The sequence below is a fragment of the Peristeroidobacter agariperforans genome (genome assembly GCF_004138335.1).
GTDB lineage: Bacteria > Pseudomonadota > Gammaproteobacteria > Steroidobacterales > Steroidobacteraceae > Steroidobacter > Steroidobacter agariperforans.
In genome coordinates, this window is record NZ_RYFW01000004.1 from 371481 (window position 1) to 385997 (window position 14517).

Below are 14517 nucleotides of genomic sequence, written 5' to 3' on the forward strand. Positions count from 1 at the left end.
GGACTATTGCCATGCGCTCATCATTTACAGACATATTCATCAAGCACCCGGTTCTCGCGATCGTCGTGAACCTGGTCATCGTGCTGATCGGCGCGCGGGCGCTGTTCAACCTGCCGGTGCAGCAGTTCCCGAGCGTCGAAAGCTCGTCCGTCATCATCAACACGTTCTACACCGGCGCGAGCGCCGACACGGTGCGTGGATTCCTGACGACACCGATCGAACGTGTGGTGTCGCAGATCAGTGGCGTCGATTACGTCGACTCCACGAGTCGGGCCGGCCAGAGCACGGTGACTGTGCACTTGAAGCTGGATCACAACAGCACGGATGCCCTGGCTGAAATCACCGCACGCCTGCAGCAGGTTCGTTCCGAATTGCCGGCCGAGGCAGAGCCGCCGGTCGTCGACGTGCAACGCGCCGATCGTCCGTATGCCACGTTTTATCTCGGCTTCACTTCGCCGGATCGCACCGTCCCTGAGCTAACCGACTGGCTGTCGCGCACTTTGCAGCCGCAGTTGTCGACGCTCGCAGGCGTGCAGCGCGTGAGCTACGAAGGCGCGCAGCCGCTGGCGATGCGCGTGTGGATCGATCCGGATCGACTCGCGGCTCGCAACCTTGCGCCAGGCGACGTGCACGATGCCTTGCGCCGAAACAACTATCTCGCGGCTGTTGGCCAGACCAAGGGCAACCTGGTGCAAATCAACCTGCTGGCCAACACGGATCTGCGCGCGGTCAAGGAATTCGAGAACCTGATCGTTGCGGACCGCGACGGCGCGATCGTGCGCTTGAGCGATGTCGCGCGCGTTGAGCTGGGCGCCGAAGAAGCGGCGACGGTGGCCAAGTACAAGAACCAGCAGAGTGTGTATCTCGGCGTGTGGCCGCTGCCTGGGTCCAATGAGATCGAGGTCGAGAAACATCTGCGTGCGGAGATGGAGCGCATCGAGCCCACGCTGCCGGCGGACATCGAGATGCGGCTGGTGTGGGACGGCACCATGTTCATGCGCAGCGCCCTGGAAGAAATCACCAAGACGCTGGGCGAGACTGTGCTGATCGTGGCTCTCGTCGTGTTCCTGTTCATGGGCTCGGTCCGGACCGCGCTGGTGCCGCTGGTCGCGATGCCGGTGTCGCTGGTGGGCGCGGCCATCGTGATGATGGCGTTCGGTTTCAGCCTGAACCTGCTGACGATTCTCGCGATCGTGCTATCGGTCGGTCTGGTCGTCGACGACGCCATCGTCGTGGTGGAGAACGTGGAGCGTCACGTTCGCGAAGGCAAGTCTCGCATCGACGCTGCGCTGGCGGGCGCGCGTGAGCTGGCCGGTCCCGTCGTTGCGATGACGATTACACTGGCGACCGTGTACGCGCCGATTGCTTTCCAAGGCGGCCTCACGGGTTCGCTGTTCCTGGAGTTTGCCATCACGCTGGCCGCAGCGGTCGTCGTGTCCGGTGTCGTCGCGCTGACGTTGTCGCCGGTGATGAGCTCGCGCTTCGTGCACGAGCATGGTCATGAGACGAAGTTGACCGTGCTCGTGAATCGGGGATTCGAAGCGATCCGTCGCGGCTACGAGAAAATGCTCGATGGCGCGCTCGGGATGCGGTGGGGCATCGTTGCAATGGCGGCGCTCGTCACGCTGGCGGCGTGGCCGCTCTTCATGTACTCGCGTCAGGAGCTGGCGCCGGTCGAGGATCAAAGTCATATCAGCATGTTCTTCGAAGCGTCGCCGGATTCGTCGCTGGCGGCGACCGATCGCCATTCGGAGAACGTGGTCAACGCTCTCACCGCCTTTCCCGAAACGGACTTCACGTGGTCGTTGACGTCGGCGTGGGGCGGTTACGGCGGCATGGTCGCGAAGAACTGGAAGGAGCGGGAGCGCTCGACCGAGGAAATGTTTGGCGAGGTTTATGGCGCCGTGTCGCAAGTGCCGGGCGTGCGCGTGTATCCCCGCCTCGATCCGCCGTTGCCGACGCCGGGCCAATATGACGTCGAGATGATCATCCAGAACGAGCAGTCCATCGAAGAATTGCTTGCGACCACGCAGGCAGTGCTCGATGCCGGCATGGCCAGCGGCAAGTTCCTGTATGTCGATACGGATCTGAAGATCGATCTGCCGCAGGCGCGGGTCGTGCTCGACCGCGAGCGGCTCGCCGATCTGGGGCTGGATCTCGCCGGCGTCGGTCGCGAGCTGGGCACGTTGTTGGGCGGCGCGTACGTGAATCGCTTCAACTATTTCGACCGCAGCTACAAGGTGATCCCGCAGATCGGCGACAAGGATCGCGCCACGCTCGATCCGCTGCTCGATCTGAAGATCAAGACGCCGAGCGGCGCGCTGGTGCCGGTGTCCACGTTCATGCACATCGAATCGGAAACCGGCCCGCGCACGTTGAATCGATTCGCGCAACGTAACTCGTCACGCATCTTCGGTGGCGTGCAGCCGGGTGTGACCAAGGACGAAGGGTTGCGCGTGCTCGAGGCCGCTGCCAAGAAGGCCGGCGGCGAGAATGTGCTGATCGACTACGCGGGCGAGTCGCGACAGATTCGTCACGAGGGCGCGGCGTTGACGGCAACGCTGGGCTTCGCGCTGATCCTGATCTATCTCGTGCTGGCCGCGCAGTTCCAGAGCTTCCGCGATCCATTGATCGTGTTGCTCGGCTCGGTGCCGCTCGCCATCTCGGGTGCGCTGGTGTTCACGTTCCTGGACATGACCACCATCAACATCTACTCACAAGTGGGGTTGATCACGCTGGTTGGCCTGATCGCGAAGAACGGCATCCTCATCGTCGAGTTCGCGAACACACTGCAGGAGCGGGGCGTAGAAAAGATCGCGGCTCTGCGTGAGGCCTCGCTGACCCGGTTGCGTCCGGTTCTGATGACCTCTGCGGCTACCGTGTTCGGCCACTTTCCGCTGGTGCTGGTTTCGGGCCCCGGCGCCGAGGCGCGGAACAGCATCGGCATCGTGCTGGTGACGGGCATGATCGTCGGCACGCTGTTCACGCTGTTCGTGGTGCCGGTGTTCTATACGCTGATTGCTGCGGATCATCGCAAACACGGCGCGCAGCAAGAGGAGACAAAGCACGAGGTCGCCGGCATACCGACCGCTCAGCCGGTTTAGTAGGAACCGGGGTGCGTGACGCCTGTCCAATTCGGCATCTACGAGATCGGGCGCGAGCCTTAGGCATTCCCTTAAGGCTCGCGCTCTCGTCTTGATTCACAGGCAGCCGTCACAACCTTGGTCTGATGAGCACGATTCCATCTATTCGCGCCCGCGCCGCAAGCCATCGGCGGCAACAGTTGTTGGATGCCGCCGCGGCACTGGTGCTGAAGAGAGGCACTGGCGCACTGACGTTGGATGCAGTCGCGGAGGCCGCGCACGTCAGCAAGGGCGGGTTGTTGTATTACTTCGACTCGAAGAATTCCCTGCTGGAAGCGCTCGCCGACTACCTGGCCGAGCAGTTGCAGATCGAAGTCGAGCGTGAGGCAGCGGGTGGCAGTCTCGCGAAGGCTTATCTGCAGGTCGTGTCGCGCATGGGGCAGCTGCCGAAAGATCAGCAGGTGTTCAAAGCGCTGACCATCATCTGTACCGCACAGCCCGAGCTGGCGGGGCGCGTGCGGTCACGATTGCACCTGTGGCCATCCGAAAATCCATCGGGCGAGACTACGCTCGACGAACTGCACCTGCGACTGGTCGCCGATGGTATGTGGCTGGCCGATCTGTTCGATTGTTATGAGATCAGCCCGGAGCAGCGCGCGGCGCTGCTGCAGAAGTTGGGCGCGGCCTAATCTTTCTCGGCCTGCGCAGCTGCCGGCGCCAGCTCGCCTTGCAGGAACTCGATCAAGGTGGCGTTGAATTCCTCGGCGCGCTCGACGTTCGACAAGTGCGCGGCATCCAACAGAACCAGCTTGGCTTCCGGAATCGAGTTCGCCATGAAGTCCGCGTGCGCTGGCGTCGTTCCCGCGTCATGCATGCCGCCGATGACCAGTGTCTTCGCAGTGATGTTCTTGATGGACTCCCGCTGATCCATATCGCGAATGGCCGCGCAGCAGGCCGCGTACCCCTGCGCCGACGTTTCCAGAAGTAACGAACGGATCTTGGCGATCTTGTCAGGATGCGCTTGATGAAACTGCGGCGTGAACCAGCGCCCCAGCGTGGCTTCGGCCAGCGCTGCCGGCCCTTGCGTCAATGCGGTTTGAATTCTCGCATCCCAGGTTTCGCGTGGCGGCATGTGAGGCGTGGTATTACACAACGCGGCCTTGAGCACGCGGTCCGGCCACTTGGCGGCAATATGCATCGCGATCATTCCACCTAAGGACAGCCCGCAAAGATGGGCGCGTGCGACCCCGCACGCTTCGAGCACGTTGAGTGCATCGGCGGCCAGCAGGTCGATGGTCGCTTCCTGGTGCGTGCCGATTGTAGATTTGCCATGGCCGCGCGCGTCGAAGCGGATCAGCTCGAACCGCTCGCTCAGCGCCTCGAACTGGTCGTCCCACATTTCCAGCGACGTGCTGAGCGCGTTCAACAACAGCAGCGCCGGCGCACCCGGCCGGGGCGTGTGCTCGACCCGGAGTTGTACATCCTGTGAGGTGATTTGCTTCATGAGAACGGTGCGTCCGCGCGAAAGACAACGGCCCTATCCTACAACAGTCCCCGTCGGCCCTGGGTTCAGGGGCTCGGATGGGCTTCTGCTTCGTCATTCGATTGCGCAGGCTCGGTACGCGACCGGCTTCGATCGCAGAATGCGATCGATCGGATCAGTCTCATAGACGAAGTCTTTTCGTTGATTGCGCTGTCAACGCGCATTCGTGACAGAAGTGTGACGCCTCTTCTGGCCCTAAGGGTTCCCCGGCGGCGCCCCTACATCCTTTCCGGCAGTGCGGCATCAGGAGAGGTCAAATCAAGTCGTTGCAATGCGACGCCGATAGTGAGGGAGTCACGGGGCCAAGCGCTCCGTCGCTCTAAAAACTTACGGAGTCAGCTTCATGTCCTCACGTTTTTCGATCATCGCGTTGGCGGTTGCGGCAGCGTTGCCGACCGTTGCATCGGCGGTGGATTTTTCATACAGCGGCTTTTCTACCGCTGCCTATTCGCAGTCCGACACCGACCTGGCCGACGTGGGTTACACCTCGCAGCCGGACAGCATCGATAAGGGCGGTTCGTTCGAGACCGACTCGAAGCTGGGCGTGCAGCTGACCGCCAAGTTCAACGACATTGTTTCGGCGACCGTCCAGGGCGTCGCTTACACCGACCTGACCGGCGACTTCGAGCCGCATCTGGATTGGGCCTATGTTCGCGCCCAGGCCACGCAGAGCCTGAGCTTCCGTGGCGGCTACCTGCGCGCCCCGACCTTCATGTATTCGGACTCGGTGTTCGTCGGCTACGCCAATACCTGGGTGCGTCCGCCGCTGGAAGTTTATAACTTGTCGCCGGTGTATCAGCTGCTCGGCGTCGATGCGACTTACCGCGCGCAGCTCGGCGCGTTCACTGTCACAGTGAATCCCTATTTCGGCGAGAGCGAAGTCGACGTGTCGACCCTCAAGCTGGACGTGCCCGAGTGGAAGGGCCTTGCCACCACGGTCAACGTCGGTTCGTTCCAGGCGCGCGTCGGCTACGGCGTCATCGACCTGGAGACGGATTCAAACTCGGTCGCCGCTCTGACCGATCCGTTGTTTGCCATTCCCTCCGCCCTGTGCGGCGGCTGCGCGTCCGAAGCTCAGAAGCTGCTCATCGGCGGCGCCCGCATTGCCAACTTGAACATCGGCGTGCAGTACGACGACGGCACGAACCTGATCGCCAGCGAATACGCCAAGTCCAACACGGATGGCGGCGAGTACTTCATGCCGGATCGCTACTCGGCGTATGTCACCTACGGTCGCCGCTTCGGCAACCTGATGCCGTATGCGACGCTGGCTGGCATGCGTCGTGAGACTCCGATGTCCACCAACGCCATTTCGATCCCCATGCTCAGCGCCGCCGTGAACGGCCTGATCGCGAGCCAGGGCGCGACCGACCAGGACAGCTACAGCCTGGGCGTGCGCTATGAGCTGCCGTCGTTCTCGGTGGTGAAGGGCGCACTGGTGAAGTTCCAGTACGACCACATCGACGCTGACGGCCGCGGCAACCTCAACAACGTGCAGCCTGGCTTCGACGGCAAGATCGACATGGTCAGCGCATCGCTCGACTTTATTTTCTAACGGTGTCCCATGCGTAGTCTGAAATCGATTTTGAGTGTCTGCGCGCTGACGCTGGCTGCGGCCGGCGCCAACGCCGAAGTGGTCGTGATCGTGAATCCGAAGAATCCGGCGGCGAATCTGTCGGCGGAGCAGGTCGCGGCGCTGTACCTGGGCAACGCGAGCACGTTCCCGGACGGCGGCGCGGCGACGCTGGCCGACCAGCCGGAATCGGCTGCGGTTCGCGGCGCGTTCTACGAGAAGGCGACGGGTCGCTCGGCCGCGCAGGCCAAGGCCACGTGGGCGCGCCTGACTTTCACCGGCAAGGGCACGCCGCCGAAAGAGCTGAAGAGCGACGCCGATGTGAAGGCGTTCGTGGCTTCGGATCCGAAGGCGATCGGCTACGTCGATTCGAGCGCGGTGGACGGCTCGGTCAAGGCCGTGTTGAAGCTGTAATGCTCGCGGCACGCTGGCGGCGTCCTCAAGCAGGCGCCGTCAGCTGCCGTTACTCATTGGGTTCGTCCCGAAGATAGTGCAATGAAATTCAAACATCGTATCTGGATGCTGCCGATCATGACGGCAGTGATCATCATGATCGGCATCGCGGTCAGCTCGCAGATGACGTCCAAGACGTCGGCTGCGCTCGCGCGTGTGGAGAAAGTGCAATATCCGACGGTCGAGGCGTTGCGTGTAGTGCGCACCGAATTCACCGACGTGCAGGAATCCCTGCAGCGTGCGGTGGCGGAAGGCGACCAGGACGGCATTACCGCCGCGACCGCGCATGCCAACAGTGTGCGCGCCGCGCTCAAGGACCTGGCTGCTGCGGATCCCGATCGCAGCCTCGCAAGCGACCTGGGCAGCGCTTTTGACGATTACTATTCCGCCGCCACTTCGGCGACGCGGATCATGTTGGGCAGCGAGACCGGCGACGCCGCCAGTGCCATCGCCCGCATGCAGAAGACCAACGAGGCGATGACCGCGTTGGTGACCAAGTCGCAGGAAGATGCGATCGGAGAATTTCGTTCCTTGCTCGCCAGTGGCACGGAAAACGTGCAGCACAGCTTGATGGCCAGCCTGATCACCGCGGTGGTGATGTTGCTGGTTCTGGGCGTGGGCTCGTGGGTGTTGATCGGCAATGTGTTCCGCAGCCTCGGTGGCGAGCCGGAATTTGCGGTGCAGATCGTGCGCTCGATCGCGAGTGGCGACTTCACGACGGCGGTCACGCTGCGCCAGGACGATCAGTCCAGCCTGTTGCACGGAATCGAGACGTTGCGTCAGAAGCTGGGCAACCTGATTCAGGATGTGCGTACGACTTCCGGCGCGGTCGATTCGGCCGCGACCGATATCAACTCTGGCATTGATCGCTTGAGCACTCGCACGTCGGACCAGGCCGCGAGCCTGGAAGAAACCGCGTCGAGCATGGAAGAAATGACAGTGACCGTGAAGCGCAACGCCGACAATGCGCGTCACGCCAACCAGCTCGCGTCCGAAGCTCGCGATCAGGCCGAACGCGGTGGCGCGGTCGCTGCCCGTGCAGTGAGCGCGATGGCCGAGATCAACAGCTCGAGCCGCAAGATCGCCGACATCATCGGCGTCATCGACGAGATCGCGTTCCAGACCAACCTGCTGGCGTTGAACGCAGCGGTCGAAGCGGCGCGTGCCGGCGAGCAGGGCCGTGGCTTCGCAGTCGTCGCGTCCGAAGTGCGCAGCCTCGCGCAGCGTAGCGCCACCGCGGCTCGCGAGATCAAAGAGCTGATTCAGGACTCGGTGTCGAAGGTGCAGGACGGCACCAAGCTGGTGGATGAATCCGGCCAGCACCTGACCGACATCGTTTCGGCGGCGAAAAAGGTTGCCGACATCATCGGCGAGATTTCCTCGGCCAGCCAGCAGCAGGCTGCCGGCCTCGACCAGGTCAATGGCGCGATCACGCAGATGGACGAGAGCACGCAGCAGAACGCGGCGATGGCCGAAGAAACCTCGGCGGTCGCAGCTTCGATGAGCGAGCAGGCCAAGAAGCTCACCGACATGATCTCGGTGTTCAAGATTCGCTCCAGCGGCGGTGGATATCAGCAGCCGGTGGTGCGTACGCCGGTGGCGGCAGCACCTCAGCCGGTGCGCGTTGCTAACGCCAGGCCCGTCGCGACTCCGGCCCCGCAGCCTCTGAAGAAGGCGGCCGGCTCGGATGTGGAGTGGCAGGAGTTCTGATCCAACGGACGATCGAGGATTGATGTAGGGGCAGCCGGTGGCTGCCCCTTTTTTTGTCCGCATAGAAATGTCGGGCCGGCGCCGGCGGGATCGTCTTCAAGTCAGATCAGAGCAATCAACCGACAGGAGCACGAGCATGCGCGTCATGGTAATGATCAAGGCGACCGGGAATTCCGAAGCTGGCGCCGCGCCCACCGAGGAACTGGCTGCCGCGATGACCAAGTTCAATGAGGCGCTGGTCCAGGCCGGCATCATGCTGGGCGGCGATGGCCTGAAACCGACCAGCAAGGGCAAGCGGGTGCGCTTCAGTGGCGACAAGCGGCTGGTGATCGACGGCCCGTTCGCCGAGACCAAGGAAGTGATCGCCGGCTACTGGGTGTGGCAGGTGAAGTCCATGGACGAAGCCGTGGAATGGGTGCGCCGCTGCCCCCATCCCATGCCGGGCGAGGACACCGAAATCGAGATTCGTCCCCTCTATGAGATGGAGGATTTCGGCGAGGCGTTCACGCCGGAGCTGCGCGAGAGGAACGAACAGATGCGGGGCGAGATCGAGCGCCAGCACGCCGCAAAGGAACAGTAAACCGAGGTGGGATCAATCAAGGCGCGTGACCCGGTCGGGGCACGCGCCTTTGTTTATTAGAGTCCTGAAGGACTCCGACGGGTGGGCTGCGCTTAGAGCGGGCGCTGCCAGGTGGTGATCGAAGACGAGGCTTGGGCCTTCAACTGCTCCAGAGCCACCGACTGGACCGCCGCCTCAGGCTTGGAGGCATTCGTGCCTGCTGCGCCCATGCTGGTGCTCACAGCGGTGGACATCAGGCTGGCAGCAACCACCATAAGAATTGGAAAGCGTTTCATGGGGGTCTCCGTGAGTGCTGTTAGGCGACGGTGATGAGCGGGCGCTTGCCGCCAACGACGCCATCAGCCAGCAGGGGGCGCTTGCCACCCACCACGCCATCGGCCAGGAGCGGACGCTTGCCACCCACCACGCCGTCGGCCAGGAGCGGACGCTTGCCGCCAACCACGCCATCGGCCAGGAGCGGACGCTTGCCGCCAACCACGCCATCGGCCAGGAGGGGGCGCTTGCCGCCAACCACGCCATCAGCCAGGAGGGGGCGCTTGCCGCCAACGACACCATCGGCCAGGAGGGGACGCTTGCCGCCAACCACACCATCGACCAGGAGGGGGCGCTTGCCACCGACCACGCCATCGGCCAGGAGGGGACGCTTGCCGCCGACCACGCCATCGGCCAGGGCGACGTTCGCCATCAGTGCAAAGGACACAGCGAACGCCGAAATAATCTTGCTACGCATATCAACGTTTCTCCCGCAAACAATGTGCTAAGCCACCCGCTCGACAGGACGAATCATAGACATAACCGATGTTTAATTGTGATCCTCGTCACACTGGAAATGTTCGATTATGTTATCTCCAGTGCAAAATCAGGGTATTGCTTAAGCGACACTGCATCGTGCGACCCTACGTGGCCGGCGCGAGAGCCCGGACGAGAACGTCGAAACTGGAAAGTCCGACACGCAAAGGTCCTGTTTTTTACGGAGAATTGGCGTCGCCCGAGGTTGTTATTTCGATGTGGCTTTGCACATCCCTGGTCCGACGCGCCACTGACGTTCAGTAACTACCGATGCCGGTCAAATGACATCTCCCAGAACCGCCGAGGGGCGGCGCCTAACGCAAGTGGGGCAAGTACTCGAAGAAGCGATGCAGCTTCTGCCCGAGGACCGGGAGCACTACGTTCGCCAGCAGATTGCGGAGCCGCAGGAGCTCGAGGAAGCTCTGGGCCTGCTCAGCGTCTATCCCGAGGCGGCCACCAGCGGGCCTATCTCACGGGCGGTCGGCGCCGCGTTCTTACGCTCCAGCCAGACAGGCCGTCACAGCTTGTTGGGCCACGTCATTGCCGATCGTTACAAGATAATTTCCGTGCTCGGCCGAGGCGGGTCGGGCACCGTCTATCTGGCCGAGCGCGCCGATAAGCAATATTCCGCGCAGGTCGCGGTCAAGATCATCGATGAGAGCGCCGCGGCTTCCTTCGGCCTGCGTTTCCGCGCCGAGCGGCAGATTCTTGCGAGCCTCAATCACGCCAATATTGCGCGCTTGCTGGATGCAGGCGAAACCGAAGGACATCAGCCCTACCTGGTCATGGAATACATCCATGGCGAGCCGGTGGATCAGTTCTGCGATCAGCGGCAGTTGAATCTGCGCGAACGGCTCGAGTTGTTTCTCCAGGTCTGCGCCGCGGTGCAGTACGCACATCAAAACCTGATCGTCCATCGCGATCTCAAGCCCGCGAATATTCTGGTCACGGGCGATGGCCTGCCGAAGCTGCTGGACTTCGGTATCGCCAAGCTGCTGGACGCCAGCGATGTCACCAAACCGTCAGATCTGACGCGCATGAACGACCGCCTGCTCACGCCCGAGTACGCGAGTCCCGAACAGATTCTCGGCAGGCCGGTAACGACCGCGAGCGATGTTTATTCACTGGGCGTCGTTCTGTATCAGCTGCTCACGGGGCTGCGCCCGTACACGTTGTCGTCCTCCGCGGCCAGCCAGCTCGAACTGGAGCGCGCGATTTGCGTGACCGATCCGATGCGTCCGAGCGTCGCCGTGCAGGGAGCATTGCGTGCAGGACCGAAAGATGACGAACCATCGATCTCCGTTCTGGCCAATGCTCGCAGCACGACGCCAGACAAACTGGAGCGCGGCCTGGCTGGCGATATCGATGCCATCATCATGCGCGCGATGCGCAAGGAGCCGCAGCACCGCTACAGCTCCATCGATCAGCTCATCGGTGACATTCGACATTACCTGGCGAACGAGCCGGTGCAGGCCCGGCAGGGCAACTGGGCCTATTACACGTCTCGTTTCATCAGGCGCAATCGGCTGGCCGTCGCGACTGGCACGACTGTCGCGGCGCTCATCGTGAGCTCGCTCATTACCGTTTCCATCCAGCGCGCCGCCGTTCAAGACGCTCTCGAGCTGGTCACCCAGGAAAAAGAAACAGCCGAACGGGTGTCCGGACACTTTCGCGACATCTTTGCCGCGGCCAACCCCTACGTGAACTTCGGCCGCGAGATGTCGGCGCGCGAGCTGTTGGATCAGGCGAGGCTGGTGATCGATGCGGATCCGAACGTGAATCCGGAGGTGCGCTCGGAGCTGCACGTCAACATGGGGGTGGCCTATCGACGCCTGGGCGAACCCAACGAAGCTGTCGACCAGCTCGAAAAAGCCTTGCACCTGCGGCGTGAGTCGAGCGGCGGATCGAGTCCCAAGATCGTGACTACTCTGATCGAGCTCGCGGTCGCCGAGCGGGATGCCGGAAAAGCTCAAGCCTCCGATGCGCACTTCAGCCAGGCGCAGACCATGATGGCGAGTCTCGGCGAGGCCGACCCCGTGGCCAAGGCCAAGCTGCTGGCTGAGATCGGGCGGCTGGAGACGATGCGCAGCCGGCCCGTCGAGGCGCTGGCCGCGTTCGATGCAGCGCTGGAATTGATGCGCCGGGCGAAGGCGCCGCGAGATCCCGAAATCGCCAGCATCTTGATCGAGCAGGCCAATCTTTATACCTGGGTGGACGACTATGCCCGGGCCGAAGCAGTCGCACGCGAGGCGGTCGAGATCTACGAATCCGTCGACGTGCGGCATCCCGATCGAGTCAAGACGGACTTCGTGCTCGCCGAAACGCTGTTGTACCAGGGCAAACTCGCCGCGGCCGCACCGATCTACGAACGCACGCTGGCGACTCAGCGAGCGCTGTTCAAAGCCAATCCAGCGGTCGCGGAAACCTTGTCTTCGCTGGCCCAAGTGCGTCTGGCGCAAGGCGATACCGACGAGGCGGAGAAACTGGTCCGCGAGGCCATTGCGATTCATCGCAATGCGCATAGCACGGCGTACGCCAAGATCGGTTTTCTGCAAACGATGTTGGGAACAGTGCTGATCCGACAGGCCAAGTTCGAGGAAGCCGGACCGCTGCTGCGCGACACTCTGGAATTGTTTGGCAAGAGTCTGCCGCCCGATCATCAATACGTCGCATCGGCGGAGCACTATCTGGGTGAGGTCCTGGCGGCCACCGGCAAGCTTGCCGATGCCGAAGCACATCTCATGGCCGCGGCAAACCGGTGGAAGCGCACCGGGGCGCCCGAATGGCGCGCGGCGCGATCGGCTAGCGCGCTTGGCGAAGTCCTGCACAAAGAAGGCAAGCATCGAGAGGCCGAAGCGAAGCTCGTCGACAGCTATCGCATCCTGGCTACGGCGGATGGCGTCGATTCGGCTACCCGGGAGTTGGCGCGCTCTCGCGTGATTCGCTACTACGTCGATACGAGGCAGCGAGAGAAATTGGATGCGCTCATGCAAGAGCTGCATCCGGAGCGAGCACAAAACATCAGGGCGCAACGATCGCTTTGATCGTGCGCCTGATTGCTCCTAGTCGTCCGCTCGCAAATCGAACAACCCGCGGAATCGCGCCGGCTGAGAGCGCAAATATTGATCTGGCGCTTTCACGCGGGCGCCGAAGTGAGCCGCGGCATGCCACGGCCAGCGCGGGTTGTAGAGCATGGCGCGCGCGAGCGCGATGAAATCCGCATCGCCTGCAACGAGCACCGATTCCGCGTGCTCGAAATCGTTGATCAATCCGACAGCGATCACAGGCATCTTCACCGCTGCTTTGACTGCGCGCGCCAAAGGCACTTGATAGCCGGGACCGACCGCAATCTTCTGCGCCGGTGTCAACCCGCCGCTGGAAACGTGAATGGCATTGCAGCCACGCGCCTCGAGTGCTCGCGCGAATTCGACGGTTTGTTCGATGTTCCACCCGTTCGGCGCCCAGTCCGTTCCGGAGACGCGAATACTCACCGGCTTTTCGGGCGGCACGGCGGCCCGCACCGCATCGAACACTTCGAGTGGAAAGCGCATCCGATTCTCGAGCGAGCCGCCGTATTCGTCGCTGCGACGATTCGACAGCGGCGACAGAAACTCATGGAGCAAGTAGCCGTGCGCGCCGTGTAGCTGGACCGCGTCGAGGCCGATGTTCACAGAGCGGCGAGCAGCGGCCACGAAAGCGTCGCGCACATCTTTCAGGCCGTCGCGATCCAACGCAACCGGCGGATGTTCGTTCTCGTGGAAGGCGAGCGCGGCGGGCGCTTCGGTTTGCCAGCCGTGCGCATGATGCGGCGGCAGCTGAGCACCGCCTTTCCAAGGCAAGTCGGTGGACGCCTTGCGGCCGGCATGCGCGAGCTGAATCGCAATCGGCATGTCCGACCAGCGGCGCACCGATTCCACGACCCGGTGCATCGCTCGCTCGCACTCATCGGAGTACAGGCCAACGTCGGCATAGGTGATGCGCCCCTCCGGCTTGACTGCGGTGGCTTCGATGGTCAGCAGACCGGCGCCTGACACGGCGAGCAGTCCGAGGTGCATCACGTGCCAGTCGGTCATGCAGCCGTTGTCGGCCGAATACTGGCACATGGGCGCGATCACGATGCGATTCGCCAGTGTAAGAGGGCCGACCTGGGCCGGCGTGAACAGGTGGGATCGCATCGGTCATCTCCGCCAGAGAGGTGTCCGATGATCGCGGCTTCAGCGGTGCGGTCGCAAGTGGACGTGGTGATAGTACTGATGATGCGCGCGGCCGTTGCTCTCCGATTCAATCGGGATCACGTTGAACTTGCCGTGGCGAACGCCCTTCTCGGCGATCAAGGCCTCGGCAAACTGCACCACCTCCTGCGTATGACCGCGCAGGATCATGGTCTCGATGCAATTGTCGTGGTCCAGGTGCGCGTGCATGGTCGAGACCGTCACGTCGTGATGATCGTGCTGAATCTGCGCTAGTCGCCCGGCGAGCTGGCGCTCATGATGGTTGTAGACGTAACTCAGCGCCGCCACGCAGTGCTGCGTGCCGCCCTGATCCACGCTGTCCCGGCCCAGTTCGCCACGCAATAGATCGCGAAAGGCCTCGGAGCGATTCTGGTAACCCTTCTGCTGCATGAACCGATCGAAGGTGTCGGCGAGCTCGTCGTCGATGGAAATGGTCAGGCGTCGCATGGGAATGCTCGTGCTTCGAAGCGAGCAGCATAACCGACAGAAGCAGGATTCAAGGATGAACCGGGGCAACAAAAAAGTTGTCGCCTGAAACCTGTGTGAAATATTCC

At 62.6% G+C, this 14517-nt stretch carries 12 protein-coding genes; 7 read left to right on the forward strand and 5 right to left on the reverse strand.

Annotated elements, in window-relative coordinates; genetic code table 11:
- Positions 1–11 precede the first annotated feature (11 nt).
- Together EK373_RS27445 and EK373_RS27450 are read left to right on the forward strand one after the other, a co-directional pair.
- Positions 12–3104 carry an efflux RND transporter permease subunit gene (locus EK373_RS27445; RefSeq protein ID WP_129647753.1) on the forward strand — a complete coding sequence of 1031 codons (3093 nt, stop codon included), beginning with the start codon at positions 12–14 and terminating at the stop codon, positions 3102–3104.
- 125 nt (positions 3105–3229) lie between these two features.
- Positions 3230–3772: a TetR/AcrR family transcriptional regulator gene (locus EK373_RS27450; RefSeq protein WP_129647756.1), complete on the forward strand. Its 543-nt coding sequence runs from the start codon at positions 3230–3232 to the stop codon at positions 3770–3772.
- Here EK373_RS27450 and pcaD read toward each other — a convergent pair.
- Positions 3769–4587: a 3-oxoadipate enol-lactonase gene (pcaD, locus tag EK373_RS27455; RefSeq protein ID WP_129647758.1), complete on the reverse strand. Its 819-nt coding sequence runs from the start codon at positions 4585–4587 to the stop codon at positions 3769–3771. The two genes, EK373_RS27450 and pcaD, sit on opposite strands and share 4 nt — an antisense overlap.
- A 382-nt stretch (positions 4588–4969) precedes the next feature.
- Here pcaD and EK373_RS27460 point away from each other — a divergent pair, with 382 nt between their 5' ends.
- From EK373_RS27460 to EK373_RS27475, 4 genes are all read left to right on the forward strand, one after another.
- The gene (locus EK373_RS27460) at positions 4970–6181 is read left to right on the forward strand and encodes a hypothetical protein (RefSeq protein WP_129647760.1); all 1212 of its coding nucleotides are present in this window, start codon (positions 4970–4972) and stop codon (positions 6179–6181) included.
- Between the two features lie 9 nt (positions 6182–6190).
- The gene (locus EK373_RS27465; RefSeq protein WP_129647763.1) at positions 6191–6613 is read left to right on the forward strand and encodes a type 2 periplasmic-binding domain-containing protein; all 423 of its coding nucleotides are present in this window, start codon (positions 6191–6193) and stop codon (positions 6611–6613) included.
- Between the two features lie 81 nt (positions 6614–6694).
- Positions 6695–8362: a methyl-accepting chemotaxis protein gene (locus tag EK373_RS34085; protein WP_129647765.1), complete on the forward strand. Its 1668-nt coding sequence runs from the start codon at positions 6695–6697 to the stop codon at positions 8360–8362.
- Between the two features lie 136 nt (positions 8363–8498).
- On the forward strand, positions 8499–8942 hold the full coding sequence (locus tag EK373_RS27475; RefSeq protein WP_129647768.1) for a YciI family protein: 444 nt from the start codon (positions 8499–8501) through the stop codon (positions 8940–8942).
- Between the two features lie 92 nt (positions 8943–9034).
- Here EK373_RS27475 and EK373_RS27480 read toward each other — a convergent pair whose 3' ends face one another.
- Both EK373_RS27480 and EK373_RS27485 read right to left on the reverse strand, forming a co-directional pair.
- The gene (locus tag EK373_RS27480) at positions 9035–9217 is read right to left on the reverse strand and encodes a hypothetical protein (RefSeq protein WP_129647770.1); all 183 of its coding nucleotides are present in this window, start codon (positions 9215–9217) and stop codon (positions 9035–9037) included.
- A 20-nt stretch (positions 9218–9237) separates the two neighbouring features.
- Positions 9238–9672, reverse strand: coding sequence for a hypothetical protein (locus tag EK373_RS27485; RefSeq protein WP_129647772.1), 435 nt, complete (start codon positions 9670–9672; stop codon positions 9238–9240).
- Positions 9673–10078: 406 nt separating this feature from the next.
- Between EK373_RS27485 and EK373_RS27490 the strand changes: the two genes are divergently transcribed.
- Positions 10079–12775 (forward strand): serine/threonine-protein kinase, encoded by a 2697-nt coding sequence (locus tag EK373_RS27490; RefSeq protein ID WP_198683694.1) that lies wholly within the window; start codon positions 10079–10081, stop codon positions 12773–12775.
- 18 nt (positions 12776–12793) lie between these two features.
- Here EK373_RS27490 and EK373_RS27495 read toward each other — a convergent pair whose 3' ends face one another.
- Positions 12794–13906, reverse strand: coding sequence for an NADH:flavin oxidoreductase/NADH oxidase (locus tag EK373_RS27495; RefSeq protein ID WP_129647777.1), 1113 nt, complete (start codon positions 13904–13906; stop codon positions 12794–12796).
- Positions 13907–13945: 39 nt separating this feature from the next.
- Positions 13946–14410, reverse strand: coding sequence for a nickel-responsive transcriptional regulator NikR (nikR, locus tag EK373_RS27500; RefSeq protein WP_129647780.1), 465 nt, complete (start codon positions 14408–14410; stop codon positions 13946–13948).
- Positions 14411–14517: the final 107 nt, after the last annotated feature.

Excerpts from the sequence above, each read along its gene's own strand:
- EK373_RS27465 (WP_129647763.1), top strand. The coding sequence starts at position 6,191 with ATGCGTAGTCTGAAATCGATTTTGAGTGTCTGCGCGCTGACGCTGGCT.
- EK373_RS27480 (WP_129647770.1), bottom strand. The coding sequence starts at position 9,217 with ATGAAACGCTTTCCAATTCTTATGGTGGTTGCTGCCAGCCTGATGTCC.
- EK373_RS27445 (WP_129647753.1), top strand. The coding sequence starts at position 12 with ATGCGCTCATCATTTACAGACATATTCATCAAGCACCCGGTTCTCGCG.
- EK373_RS27475 (WP_129647768.1), top strand. The coding sequence starts at position 8,499 with ATGCGCGTCATGGTAATGATCAAGGCGACCGGGAATTCCGAAGCTGGC.
- EK373_RS27450 (WP_129647756.1), top strand. The coding sequence starts at position 3,230 with ATGAGCACGATTCCATCTATTCGCGCCCGCGCCGCAAGCCATCGGCGG.
- EK373_RS27490 (WP_198683694.1), top strand. The coding sequence starts at position 10,079 with ATGCAGCTTCTGCCCGAGGACCGGGAGCACTACGTTCGCCAGCAGATT.
- EK373_RS27495 (WP_129647777.1), bottom strand. The coding sequence starts at position 13,906 with ATGCGATCCCACCTGTTCACGCCGGCCCAGGTCGGCCCTCTTACACTG.
- nikR (WP_129647780.1), bottom strand. The coding sequence starts at position 14,410 with ATGCGACGCCTGACCATTTCCATCGACGACGAGCTCGCCGACACCTTC.
- pcaD (WP_129647758.1), bottom strand. The coding sequence starts at position 4,587 with ATGAAGCAAATCACCTCACAGGATGTACAACTCCGGGTCGAGCACACG.
- EK373_RS27460 (WP_129647760.1), top strand. The coding sequence starts at position 4,970 with ATGTCCTCACGTTTTTCGATCATCGCGTTGGCGGTTGCGGCAGCGTTG.
- EK373_RS27485 (WP_129647772.1), bottom strand. The coding sequence starts at position 9,672 with ATGCGTAGCAAGATTATTTCGGCGTTCGCTGTGTCCTTTGCACTGATG.
- EK373_RS34085 (WP_129647765.1), top strand. The coding sequence starts at position 6,695 with ATGAAATTCAAACATCGTATCTGGATGCTGCCGATCATGACGGCAGTG.